Here is a 12,576-nt window from a genome sequence, read left to right as displayed (position 1 = left end):
GTACGGGCCTGGCCGTCCGCCGTCCGCTGTACGGGCGCCGCCCCGGTGGGCGCGGGACCGGCCAGCACCCGGCGGGCGTTCTCCTCCGCCGCGCGCTCGAAGCGGTCGGCGGGGTCCGAGACCCGGAGCCCCGAGCCGTTGTCGGTGCCCGCGACCGGCCCCTGGCGCTGCTGGATGACATGCGTCAGCTCATGGGCCAGCGTGTGCCGGTCCGCGCCGCCGGAGCCGATGACGACATGGCTGCCCGAGGTGTAGGCGCGGGCCCTGACCTCGGCCGCCGAGCGCTGGGCGGCCGGCCCGGTGTGCAGCCGCACATCGGAGAAGTCGGCGCCGAGCCGTGCCTCCATCTCCGTACGGACGGCCTCGCCCAGCGGCCGCCCGGGCCCGCGCAGCACGTCCGGCACGGACGAACGCTGCACGGGAGCCGGCTCGCCGCGCCCGCAGGACGGCCCGTGCTCATGGCGCTGTACGGGCGCCGGCTCGCCATGCCCGTAAGGGAGTTCGGGTATGCGGCAGTCGGCCTGCCACTGCCGCTCCAGCGCCCGGACGACGGCGGCGTTGCCCATCGAGCGCTGCAACGCCCCCAGCCGGCCCCCGACCACCGTGCCCCCGGAGCCGACCGTGCCGGCGGGACCGGCCATCCCGGCCAGGCCGACCGGCCCCATGGCATCGGAGACCACGGCCGGCCCCACGGCATCGGCCGAGCGCGCGGCAGCGGGCTCCGTACGGACCGGGCGAGGGGCGGCGTCCTGCTTGTCCTGTGCGCGCATGCCCCGATCATTGGCCATCGCACCTCCCGCGGGCTAGACGGGTTTTACGCATCCCACGCGCGGCCGGATCGCGCGGCCCGTCTCAGCCCTGGAGCCCCAACTCCCGTGCGATCAGCATCCGCTGCACCTCGCTTGTGCCCTCGCCGATCTCCAGGATCTTGGAGTCGCGCCACATGCGGGCGCACGGGGGCTATCCGTACGCGTTGGCCTCGTCCGAGATGAGCCGGCTCGTGAAGCCTGCTCGGCACAGCCGCTCGTACGCGGCAGCCACGTCGTCCGGAACGGGGTCGGCGGCCATGAAGCCCTGCGCCGGGTAGATCATCAGGCGCTGCAATGCGCCGACCAGCATGTCGATGACCATGCGGTCGTTCTGGATCGAGGCCAGGTACTCCTCGAACGTGACGGGGGCCGAGGCACACACGAAGGCGACTCCCGGCCACAGTTTGCGTGCGGTGGCGTGGGCGCGACGTTCCTCGTACGGCTTGCTCACCAGCAGGACGGACGAGACCGGGGCGCCTGCCTCTTCGAGAACCGCCCGGGAGAAGCGGATGTTCTCCCCGGTGTTGCGGGCGCGCGGCTCGATGAGCACCGCGCGGTCGGGGACGCCGAGTTCGAGTGCCCGCTCGCGATAGTGCACGGCCTCACCGCGCGGCATGCGCGCACGCGTGGTGGGGCTGGTGGCGCCGGTGAACACGATGAGGGGAGCCATACCGCCCTGGTAGAGGCGCACGGTCATGTCCGCGACCCCCAGGTCATGGCTGCCCAGGCCGATCGCCACCGAGCAGGGGCGCGGGTCGTGGTGCATCAGGTGGTGGTCCCACAACAGCAGGGCGTCCGACCACGACTGGGAGGAGACGGTCATGAGGTGCCTCCGCCCTGGGCCGAGTCGGGGACGTCGAAGTCGTACGACCAGGTGAATCGCGAGGCGGCGTGCACGCCTATCGCGAACTCGACGACCGTTCCGTCCGCCGTGTACACGGTCCTGTGCAGTTCGACCACCGGCTCACCCCCGGCCAGCATGAGCAGTTTCGATTCCTCGGGGGTCGCGGGGCGTGCGAAGAGTTCCTCGCGCATGCGGTCGATCTCATAGCCCGCGTCGTAGAGCACGCGAAAACCGCCGCCCCGGCCGGCCGGGCCGGGGGAGGGGTCGACCAGACGTGTGCCCTCGACGTGCTCGGGGCGGTAGTAGCTGGTCAGCGTATGCGTCGGCTGCCCGGCCTCTCGCACGATGCGTGCGCGGGCGTAGACGTGCGAACCGGGGGTCAGGCCGTGCGCGGCAGCGGCAGCGGGTGGTGCCTCGACCCGTCTCACCGTCTGCGTCTGGTCGTCCCGCTTGTGAGCGCGCCCGGAAGCCACGCGGTCGGCGATGAAAGCGACCTCGTCGCCGTCGCGCCACTTGGCCTTGTCGTACCGGCTGACACCGAGACGCTTGAGCGGGGGCCGTTGCCGTACGACTGTGCCGTGTCCGCGCGACGAGGTGACCAGACCTTCGGCCTCCAAGGCCCGGTATGCCGCGTGGACCGTGGATTTGGAGCCCTCGCCCGCTTCCACGAGATCCCTGATGTGCGGCAGCCGGTCCCCCGGGGAGTAGGCGCCGCTCCGGATTCGGTCGGCCAGCCTGTCCGCCAACTCCCGCCACTTGGGCGCCATGCGCAACTCCTCTCGCGACGTCTCAAGGAGCAGTCAAGCACAGCACCGAGATGGTTGACAGTCTCGGGACTGCGAGCCACTATCTACCTCACTTGGGTGCAATCCCAGGACTGTGGTGCAACTGAGAGGTGTGGATGCGATGACGGGCGGCAGCAAGGCGCGACAGGGCTTGTCCCGGTTAACGGAGCGATTCGGGAGGGACGGCGTCCTCATCGTCCCGACCGCCGATGCGGGGGCGGAGGGAGCCGACCTCGTGCCCGGTGCGGCGCTCCGCTGGCCTCCGTGCGAGTGCGGGCATTCGTTGTGCCCCGACTACGTGCCGGAGGGCGAGGACTGAGGGGGTTCGGCCCACGCGGCCGGATATCCGGTCGGGGGTCCGGTGCCGGGCCCCCGACCGGTGCGCTCGGTGCCGTTCCTCAGGCTTGCAGCCCCAACTCCCGTGCGATCAGCATCCGCTGGACCTCGCTCGTGCCCTCGCCGATCTCCAGGATCTTGGAGTCGCGCCACATGCGGGCCACCGGGTACTCGTTCATGAAGCCGTAGCCGCCGTGGATCTGGGTCGCCTCGCGGGCGTTGTCCACGGCCACCGTCGAGGAGTACAGCTTGGCGATGGCCGCCTCCTTCTTGAACGGCTCGTCGGCCAGCAGCCGGGACGCCGCGTCGCGCCAGCCGATGCGGGCCATGTGCGCCCGCATCTCCATGTCCGCGATCTTGAACTGGATGGCCTGGTTGGCGCCGATCGGCTTCCCGAAGGCGTGCCGCTCGGCGGCGTACTTCACCGACTCGTCCACACAGCCCTGCGCCAGGCCGGTCGAGAGTGCCGCGATGGCGATGCGGCCCTCGTCCAGGATGCGCAGGAACTGCGCGTAGCCCCGGCCCTCCTCGCCGAGCAGGTTCCCCAGCGGGACGCGGACGTCGGCGAAGGACAGCTCGCGGGTGTCCGAGGCGTTCCAGCCGACCTTGGAGTAGGGCGCGGCCACCGTGAAGCCGGGGGTGCCGGAGGGGACGATGATGGAGGAGATCAGCGGGGCGCCGTTCTCCTTGCGGCCGGTCACCGCCGTGACCGTGACCAGCTCCGTGATGTCCGTACCGGAGTTGGTGATGAAGCACTTGGAGCCGTTGATCACCCACTCGCCCGCCGCCTCGTCGCGCACGGCGGTCGTCCGGGTGCCGCCCGCGTCCGAACCGCCGTCCGGCTCGGTCAGGCCGAACGCGCCCAGCGCCTCGCCCGAGCAGAGCTTCGGCAGCCACCGCCGCTTCTGCTCCTCGGTGCCGAAGCGGAACACCGGCATCGCGCCCAGCGAGACGCCCGCCTCCAGCGTGATCGCCACCGAGGAGTCGACCCGGGCCAGCTCCTCCAGGGCGATCCCGAGCGCGAGGTAGTCGCCGCCCATCCCGCCGTACTCCTCCGGGAAGGGCAGCCCGAACAGGCCCATCCGCCCCATCTCGCGCACGATCTCGTACGGGAACTCGTGCCGCTCGTAGAAGTCGCCGATCTTCGGGGCGACCACGTCGTGCGCGAACTCCTCGACGGTACGGCGCAGTTCCTCGTGCTCGGCGGTCAGCCGGTGGTCCAGGGACATGGGGACGTTCACTCCTTGTGGGACTGGGGCGCGAGTGCGCGGACCGTGCGGGACGGGCTGGGTCGGCCCAGATGTCCGGCGAGCCACACGCTGGTGGCGGTGAGCTCGCCGAGGTCGACCCCGGTTTCGATACCGAGGCCGTCGAGCATCCACACGAGATCTTCGGTGGCGAGGTTTCCGGTCGCGCTCTTCGCGTACGGGCAGCCGCCGAGGCCGCCGGCCGACGCGTCGACCGTGGAGACGCCGTGCCGGAGCGCGGCGAGGGTGTTGGACAGGGCCTGCCCGTACGTGTCGTGGAAGTGCACCCCGATCACGTCGGTGGCCACCCCGGCCTCGTTGAGCCCGGTCAGCAGCGCGGTCACATGGCCGGGGGTGGCGACGCCGATGGTGTCGCCGAGTGACAGCTCGTCGCAGCCGAGGTCCATCAGCGCCCTGGCGACCCGGACGACCTGCGCGACCGGCACGGCCCCCTCCCAGGGGTCGCCGAAGCACATCGACAGATAGCCGCGCACATGCACCGACTCGGCCTTGGCCCGGGCCACCACCGGCGCGAACATGGCCAGCGACTCGTCCACCGTGCGGTTCAGGTTGCGCGCGGCGAAGGTCTCCGTGGCGGAGCCGAACACCGCGATCCCGCGGGCCCCGAGCGCCAGGGCCCGGTCCAGCCCGCGTTCGTTCGGCACGAGGACCGGCAGTGCCACGTCACCGACGTCCGCGATGTCCCCGAGCATCGGGAACAGCTGTTCGGCGTCGGCGAGCTGGGGCACCCACTTGGGGTGTACGAAGCTGGTGGCCTCGATGGTGGTCAGCCCGGCGACCGCGAGCCGGCGGATGAACTCCGCCTTCACCTCGGTCGGGACGACCCCCTTCTCGTTCTGGAGGCCGTCGCGGGCGCCGACCTCGTGGATGCGGACCCGGGCGGGCAGTCCCTCGGCGGGCACGGTCATCGGCAGGGCGCGGGCGTCGGCGGTCATGCGTCCTCCCCGGCACCGGCGGCGGGCACGACCACGGCGAGCACCTGGTCCATGGCCACGGTGGACCCGGCGGTCACATCGAGTTCGGTCACGGTGCCGGCGTGCGGCGCGGAGATGACGTGCTCCATCTTCATCGCCTCCACCACCAGCAGGCTCTGCCCGGCGGCGACCTCGTCCCCGACGGCCACCTTCACCACGGTCACCGTCCCGGGCATGGGCGCGGCGAGCGTGTCCGCGCCGGAGCGGGCGGCGCCGGTCAGCGACGCCTGGACCGGGTCGTGGTCCCGGACGTGCCAGCTGTCGCCGTCCCGGCCGAGCCAGTGCCCCTCCGGGGAGACCGCGTACGCGAACACATGGGTGACCCCGGCGAGTTCGAACGCGATCCGGCCGTCGCCGGCCGCGAGGGTCCTGGCCCTCTCCGCCGTACCGGGCAGCGGTCCCAGCGGTCCGCAGGACCCCGACTCCGGGGCGGGCGGGCTCGCGCCCTCGCCGACATGGCCGAACGTCAGCTCGGTGTCCCCGCCGCACGGCCGCAGGCCCACCTGGACCGGGTCGTGGCCGGGGATGTGGAAGTCGAGCACCGTGCGGGCCGGGGCGCCGCCGAGCCGCCAGCCGTCGCCCGCCGAGAACGGGTCGGCCCAGGCACCGGGCGCGGGGCGGGCGGCGGCGGACGCGGTGTGCTGCCGCAGCAGCGCGGCCGCCGCGTACACCTCCTCCGGTACGCCCTCCGGGACCAGCGCGGCCACTTCGCGTTCCACCAGGCCGGTGTCCAGCTCGCCCGCCACCACGGCCGGGTGGGCCAGCAGCCGGCGCAGGAAGCCCGCGTTGACCGGGACGCCGAGGACGACGGTGTCCGCGAGGGCGACCCGCAGCCGGCGCAGGGCGGTCGCCCGGTCGGGGCCGTACGCGATGACCTTGGACAGCATCGGGTCGTACAGGCTGCCGACCTCGCCGCCCTCGGCGAGCCCGGAGTCGGTGCGGACCCCGCCGCCCTGCGGTTCGCGCAGCGCGAGCACGGTGCCGCCGGAGGGCAGGAAGCCGCGGGCCGGGTCCTCGGCGCAGACCCGGGCCTCCACGGCGTGCCCGGTGAGCGTGACGGCGTCCTGCCCGTACGGCAGCGGCTCACCGGCCGCGACGCGCAGCTGCCACTCCACCAGGTCGAGTCCGGTGATCAGCTCGGTCACCGGGTGCTCGACCTGGAGGCGGGTGTTCATCTCCATGAAGTAGTACGAGGACGGGTCGCTGCCCGGGACGATGAACTCCACCGTGCCCGCGCCGACGTATCCGCAGGAGCGGGCCGCCTGGACGGCCGCCTCGCCCATCGCGGCCCGGGTCGCCTCGTCCAGCAGGACGGACGGGGCCTCCTCGATGATCTTCTGGTGGCGGCGCTGGAGCGAGCACTCCCGCTCACCCAGGTGCACCACGTTGCCGTGCGCGTCGGCCAGGACCTGGATCTCGATGTGGCGCGGCCGGTCGATCCACCGCTCCACCAGCAGCGTGTCGTCGCCGAAGGAGGCGCGGGCCTCGCGCCGGGCCGCCGCGATCTCGTCCGCGAGCAGCGCCGCGTCCCGGACCAGCCGCATGCCCTTGCCGCCGCCGCCCGCCGAGGGCTTCAGCAGCACGGGCATGCCGATCCCGGCCGCCGCCCGGGCCAGCTCGGCGTCGCTCAGCCCGCTCCCGGAGGAGCCGGGCACGACGGGGACGCCCGCCGCGGCGACCGTCTCCTTGGCCCGGATCTTGTCGCCCATCAGGGAGATCGCGTCGGCGGGCGGCCCGATGAAGGCCAGGCCCGCCTCCGTGCAGGCCCGGGCGAACGCCGCGTTCTCCGCGAGGAAGCCGTAGCCGGGGTGGACGGCCTGCGCGCCGGTGCGGCGGGCGGCCTCCAGGAGGCGGTCGGCGCTGAGGTAGCTCTCGGCGGCGGGCGCGGGGCCGATCCGTACCGCCGTGTCGGCCTCCCGTACGTGCCGCGCGTCGGCGTCCGCGTCGCTGAAGACGGCGACCGAGCGGACGCCCAGCTCGCGCAGGGTCCGGATGACCCGGACCGCGATCTCGCCCCGGTTGGCGACGAGGACCGTGTCGAACATCGTCATCTCTTCCTCACATCCGGAAGACGCCGAAGCCGGCGTCGCCCAAGGGCGCGTTGGCGCACGCGGTCAGGGCGAGCCCCAGCACCTGCCGGGTCTCCAGCGGGTCGATCACCCCGTCGTCCCAGAGCCGGGCGGTGGCGTAGTAGGCGTTGCCCTGGGTCTCGTACTGCTCGCGGATCGGGGCCTTGAAGGCTTCCTCGTCCTCGGCGCTCCAGTCGTCGCCCAGCTGGTCGCGCTTGACCGTGGCGAGGACGGAGGCGGCCTGCTCGCCGCCCATGACGGAGATCTTCGCGTTGGGCCACATCCACAGGAACCGGGGGCTGTAGGCCCGGCCGCACATGGAGTAGTTGCCCGCGCCGTAGGAGCCGCCGACGACCACGGTCAGCTTCGGGACCCGGGTGCAGGCGACGGCGGTGACCATCTTCGCGCCGTGCTTGGCGATGCCGCCGGCCTCGTAGTCCCGGCCGACCATGAAGCCCGAGATGTTCTGGAGGAAGACCAGCGGGATGCCGCGCTGGTCGCACAGCTCGATGAAGTGCGCGCCCTTCTGGGCGGACTCGGAGAACAGGATGCCGTTGTTGGCGACGATCCCGACCGGGTGGCCGTGGATGTGCGCGAAGCCGGTGATCAGCGTCTGGCCGTACTCCGCCTTGAACTCGGCGAACCGCGAGCCGTCGGCCACCCGGGCGATCACCTCGCGCACGTCGTACGGCGTACGCGAATCTACCGGGACCGCGCCGTAGAGCCCGGCCGGGTCCACCTTCGGCTCCTCGACCGGCCGCACCGACCAGGGCAGCGCGCCCCGGTCCGGCAGCGTGGCCACGATGTTCCGGACGATCCGCAGCGCGTGCGCGTCGTCCTCCGCGAGGTGGTCGGTGACGCCCGACGTACGGGAGTGCACCTCGCCGCCGCCCAGCTCCTCGGCGGTGACCACCTCGCCGGTGGCGGCCTTCACCAGCGGCGGGCCGCCCAGGAAGATCGTGCCCTGATTCCGGACGATGACGGCCTCGTCGCTCATCGCCGGGACGTACGCCCCGCCCGCCGTGCAGGAGCCGAGCACCGCCGCGATCTGCGGGATGCCGGCCCCCGACATCCGGGCCTGGTTGTAGAAGATCCGGCCGAAGTGCTCGCGGTCCGGGAAGACCTCGTCCTGCATCGGCAGGAAGGCGCCGCCCGAGTCCACCAGATACAGGCAGGGGAGACGATTCTCCAGCGCCACCTCCTGGGCCCGCAGGTGCTTCTTCACGGTCATCGGGTAGTACGTGCCGCCCTTGACGGTCGCGTCGTTGGCGACGACCACGCACTCCCGGCCGCTGACCCGCCCGATCCCGGCGATCACCCCGGCGGCCGGTGCCGCGCCCCCGTACAGCCCCTCGGCCGCCAGCGGGGCCAGTTCCAGGAAGGGCGAGCCCGGGTCGAGCAGGGTGTCCACCCGCTCCCTGGGCAGCAGCTTGCCGCGCGCCACATGCCGGGCGCGCGCCCTCTCACCTCCGCCGAGCCTGGCCGTGGCGAGCCGCTTGCGCAGCTCGTCGGCGAGCGCGTGATGCGCCGCCTCGTTGGCCTGCCAGGCCGCCGAGGCGGGATCCGCCGCGCTCGTCAGCACCGGTGCCTGCTGCATCGTGTCGAGCCCCCTTGCCCGTACCGCGCCGTTCCGATCGCCAACGCCACCGTGTTAATGAGCGTTAACGTGCTCACAGGTTAACGAGCGCTAACCCGCCTGTCTAGAATGGCTGCTCATGAGCACCCATGCCGCCGCCCGCGTCGCGGCCCCCACCCGCCGCGAGCAGATCCTCCGGGAGGCCGCCCGGCTCTTCGCCGAACGCGGCTTCCACGGTGTCGGCGTAGACGAGATAGGCGCCGCCGTCGGCATCAGCGGCCCCGGTCTCTACCGGCACTTCCCCGGCAAGGACGCGATGCTCGCCGAGCTCCTCGTCGGCATCAGCGAACGGCTGCTGGCCGGCGGCGAGCTCCGGGTGTCCGAGGACGCCGCCTCCGGCGACGGATCGCCCGAGGCCCTGCTGGACGCGCTCATCGAGGGCCACATCGACTTCGCCCTCGACGACCGCCCCCTGATCACCCTGCACGACCGCGAGCTGGACCGCCTGCGGGACACCGACCGCAAGCGGGTGCGCCGGCTCCAGCGGCAGTACGTCGAGGTGTGGGTCGCCGTCGTCCGCGACCTCTACCCGGACCTCCCCGAACACGAGGCCCGCGCGGCCGTCCACGCGGTCTTCGGCCTGCTGAACTCCACCCCGCACCTGGGCCGCCCCGGCGCGCTGCCGGGGCGCACCGAGACGGCTGAGCTCCTGCACCGGCTGGCCCGGGGCGCCTTCGCGGCGGCGGGGGAGCGGGACCTTCCGGACGCCCTCTAGGGCGTGTCCGCGAAGTCCCGTCTGCCCCGCGACGCCTGGCACGCACTCTCGCCGCACCGGCCCCAGACCCCAGTACATCCAGTACAGGGATCTGGGGCCGGCACGCCGAGAAGTGGGGTCTCCCCTGTTCGAGCGGAGCCGAGAACTTGGGGATGCACCAGACGCCGCGGGCCACGCCCTTCGGGCGTACGACGGGACTTTGCGGACACGCCCTAGGCGGCACCCTCCCGGGTGGACACCGTGACCCGGTCGACCCGCATCGGGTGGCCCGGTTCCGTCGCGGGGCCCGGGGTGCCGCCGTCGGCGGCCGGGAGCGCGCCGCCCATCGCGACGTTCAGGATCAGGAACTGGCCGCGCAGCAGTGCCGCCTCCCAGGCGTCCATGCCCGTCGCGGACGCCTTCACCCGGTGGTACACCCGGCCGTCCAGGCTCCAGCGGACCTCCTCGGCACCCGGTGCGGTGTCGACCTCCACGGCGTACGTGTGGAACGCGCCGCGGCAGCCCGCGCACTTCTGCCGGGGCGAGGTGAGCCCCACCGGCTCCTTGCAGGGGCCGCCGTCCAGCGTCCCGCAGTGCAGGGTGCCGAAGACCGACTCGCGGCCGTTGACGGACTCCATGACGTCGATCTCGCCGGTGGCCGGCCAGCCGGTGTAGCCGTCGCGCAGCCCGGCGCCCATCGTCCAGAACGCGGGCCAGTAGCCGCCCGCCGCCGCGCCCGACACGTCCGGCAGGGCGATCGACGCCTCGATGCGCAGGACGCCCCCGGGCGGCGGCGCGAAGTCGGAGCGCCGGGACTCGATGCGGCCCGAGTACCACCGCCCGTCACGCCGCGTCGGCACGATCTCCAGGGCCCCCTCGCCGTCCAGCCGGACGTTGTCCGTGGAGTCCGTCATGGTCTCGGTCTCGCCGGTGCCCCACTGCGCGGCCGGGCAGCCGGGGTAGCAGGTGCCCTTGTCGTACAGCCACCGGGACGCGGCCGGGCGGCTGCCCCTGGGCCCGTCGAACTTCTCGTCCAGCAGGGTGGTCCAGCCGTCGGTCCCGAGCCCCGCCGCCTCCGTGAGGAGCCGTTCGAGGCGGGGGGCCAGCACCACGGCGGCCACATCGGTCAGATGGGTGTCGTCGCGGTAGAGCAGGACCCGGTCCAGGACCGCCGGGCACGTCGGCCCCGCGGCCGGGCACAGCACCTGGTTCACCGAGACGGACCGCACCCCCGGCAGCCCGCCGGCCGCCACCTTGCGGGCCAGCGGGTCGGGCCACCGGGACTTCCTCCGGTCGAAGGCGCAGGACTCCGGGTCCGCGAGGTGCCCCGAGACACAGGCGGGGACGTCACGGCCGGGGACCGGGGTGTCCTCGACGTACACGATCGGCACCCCGAGCGCCCGCAGCGGCTTCAGCGTCCGCTCCCAGCCGCTGAGCAGCGCGTCCTGGTCGTCCGTGTAGCGGTTCAGCGAGGAGACGACGATCAGCCGGGGCTTCGGCCCCTCGGCCAGCCGGGCCAGGGCGGCCGCCCGCCAGGTGTCGCACTCGTGGTACGCCCGCCCCAGCTGCGGATTCACCACCGGCAGCTCCGCCAGCGGGCAGCCCTGCTTCACCAGCTCTTCGAGCGCCCAGCCGCGCTCGGCGGCCAGGCTGAGCAGCGGCGAGAACCACTGCCCCGCGTGCGAGTCGCCGAGCAGCACGACCCGGTCGGGGCTGTCCACCGCCCCGAACAGGCAGGGCGGGCTGCTCGTCACCGCCGGGGCCACCTCGCACGCCCCGTCCGGCGGGAAGCTCTGCCGGGCCTGGACGGGGTTCGGCACGATGGGGCCGTTCGGTGCGCCCGTCTGTGCCCCGGTCCGGGCCAGCAGGGTGGGGCCGGTGACCGCGCCCGGGGGCAGGCCCTTCAGGTCCACCGGGGTGGCCGGGCCGAGCAGCTTCAGCGTGGTGGTGCCGACCACCAGGGCCAGGACGACCGGGATGACGACGGACGCGACGCCCAGCGCGAGACCGCGCCGGGGCAGCTCGGAGACCGTACGGCTGTGGCGCAGCGGCCGTTCGACCCAGTGCCGGGTCGCCAGCGCCGGCAGCACCGAGGCCGCCGTGAGCGCCACCCGGGCCGGCCAGCCCAGGGTGCCGAAGCGGGCCTCGGCCAGCACGAGCACCGGCCAGTGCCACAGGTACAGCGTGTACGACAGCCGGCCGACCGCCCGGGGGCCGCGCAGCCCGAGCAGCCACCCGACGCCGAACCGCGCGGGCGCCCGAGCACCCCGGCCGGGCGCGCCGGCGAGCAGGACCGCCGCCGTGGCCAGGGTCGGGAGGAGCGCCGCGTAACCCGGATACGGCGTCGCCGCGTCGTACCGCAGTACGCACCACACCAGCGCGCCCGCCCCCGCCCAGCCGCACAGCAGCCGCAGCACGCGCGGCCCGGGCAGCAGATGCCAGGGCAGCAGCGCCAGCAGCGCGCCGGTGCCGAACTGCCAGACCCGGGACGGCGTGCCGAGATACGCCAGCGAGACGGAGTCGCCGGTCCAGCGCAGTGCCAGGGCGAAGGAGACCAGGGTCAGCACGGCGGTGACGGCGACGGCCACTGGCCGCAGGGCCCGGCCCCGGCGCACCGCGCGGGCGGTGAGGAGGGCGAGCAGGGCGAGCAGCGGGCCCCAGCACAGATAGAACTGCTCCTCCACCGCCAGCGACCAGAAGTGCAGCAGCGGGCTCTCGTCCTGACCGGCCGCCAGATAGTCGGTGCGCTGGTGGACGAACCGCCAGTTGGCCACGGACAGGGCCGCCGCGACGACGTCGTTCTCCAGGTCCGTGCGGCGCAGCGGCACGGTCAGCCAGGCCCCGGCTGCCGCGACCGCGACCAGCACCACCGCCGCCGACGGCAGCAGCCGGCGGGCCCGGCGCGCGAAGAACTCGCCCAGCCGGACGCGTCCGGTGGTGACGGCCTCCCGGACCAGGAGCCCGGTGATCAGATAGCCGGATATGACGAAGAAGACGTCCACCCCGACGAAGCCGCCGGCCAGCCCCGGGACGGAGGCGTGGAAGGCGAGGACGGCCAGCACGGCGAACGCGCGGAGCCCTTCGATGTCGGGGCGGAAGCGGGGCCGGGGAGCGGAGACGTGGTGAGCGGGCCGCGGGGCGGCGGGGGCGAGGGTGGGCAT

At 73.5% G+C, this 12,576-nt stretch carries 8 protein-coding genes and 2 pseudogenes; 1 reads left to right on the top strand and 9 read right to left on the bottom strand.

Going from position 1 to position 12,576, the window contains the following annotated elements:
* Positions 1–2: 2 nt before the first annotated feature.
* The 8 genes and pseudogenes from OG338_RS09100 to OG338_RS09065 form a co-directional block, all read right to left on the bottom strand.
* A pseudogene (locus OG338_RS09100) lies at positions 3–641 on the bottom strand (DUF4157 domain-containing protein); the annotation flags it as partial.
* Positions 642–852: 211 nt separating this feature from the next.
* Positions 853–957 (bottom strand): annotated as a pseudogene (locus OG338_RS09095) (acyl-CoA dehydrogenase family protein); the annotation flags it as partial.
* A gap of 3 nt (positions 958–960) precedes the next feature.
* Positions 961–1,632, bottom strand: a complete 672-nt coding sequence (locus tag OG338_RS09090) for a YdcF family protein (RefSeq protein WP_405936832.1) — start codon at positions 1,630–1,632, stop codon at positions 961–963.
* Positions 1,629–2,420, bottom strand: coding sequence for a GntR family transcriptional regulator (locus OG338_RS09085; protein ID WP_405936831.1), 792 nt, complete (start codon positions 2,418–2,420; stop codon positions 1,629–1,631). Before OG338_RS09085 ends, OG338_RS09090 begins: the two co-directional genes overlap by 4 nt.
* Before the next feature lie 416 nt (positions 2,421–2,836).
* Positions 2,837–4,003: an acyl-CoA dehydrogenase family protein gene (locus OG338_RS09080; protein ID WP_405936830.1), complete on the bottom strand. Its 1,167-nt coding sequence runs from the start codon at positions 4,001–4,003 to the stop codon at positions 2,837–2,839.
* An 8-nt stretch (positions 4,004–4,011) separates the two neighbouring features.
* Positions 4,012–4,977: a hydroxymethylglutaryl-CoA lyase gene (locus tag OG338_RS09075; RefSeq protein ID WP_405936829.1), complete on the bottom strand. Its 966-nt coding sequence runs from the start codon at positions 4,975–4,977 to the stop codon at positions 4,012–4,014.
* Positions 4,974–7,067 (bottom strand): acetyl/propionyl/methylcrotonyl-CoA carboxylase subunit alpha, encoded by a 2,094-nt coding sequence (locus OG338_RS09070; RefSeq protein ID WP_405936828.1) that lies wholly within the window; start codon positions 7,065–7,067, stop codon positions 4,974–4,976. The genes OG338_RS09075 and OG338_RS09070 overlap by 4 nt, the downstream gene beginning before the upstream one ends.
* Before the next feature lie 7 nt (positions 7,068–7,074).
* Positions 7,075–8,682, bottom strand: coding sequence for a carboxyl transferase domain-containing protein (locus OG338_RS09065; protein WP_391268247.1), 1,608 nt, complete (start codon positions 8,680–8,682; stop codon positions 7,075–7,077).
* Between the two features lie 118 nt (positions 8,683–8,800).
* Here OG338_RS09065 and OG338_RS09060 point away from each other — a divergent pair, with 118 nt between their 5' ends.
* On the top strand, positions 8,801–9,436 hold the full coding sequence (locus tag OG338_RS09060; protein WP_405936827.1) for a TetR/AcrR family transcriptional regulator: 636 nt from the start codon (positions 8,801–8,803) through the stop codon (positions 9,434–9,436).
* A gap of 212 nt (positions 9,437–9,648) precedes the next feature.
* Here OG338_RS09060 and OG338_RS09055 read toward each other — a convergent pair whose 3' ends face one another.
* Complete coding sequence (locus OG338_RS09055) at positions 9,649–12,576, bottom strand: acyltransferase family protein (protein ID WP_405936826.1); 2,928 nt, start codon at positions 12,574–12,576, stop codon at positions 9,649–9,651.

The sequence above is a fragment of the Streptomyces sp. NBC_00726 genome, from assembly GCF_045161735.1.
GTDB lineage: Bacteria > Actinomycetota > Actinomycetes > Streptomycetales > Streptomycetaceae > Streptomyces.
The sequence above is the reverse complement of the archived record's forward strand: the minus strand, read 5'-3'. Positions and strand labels throughout refer to the sequence as shown.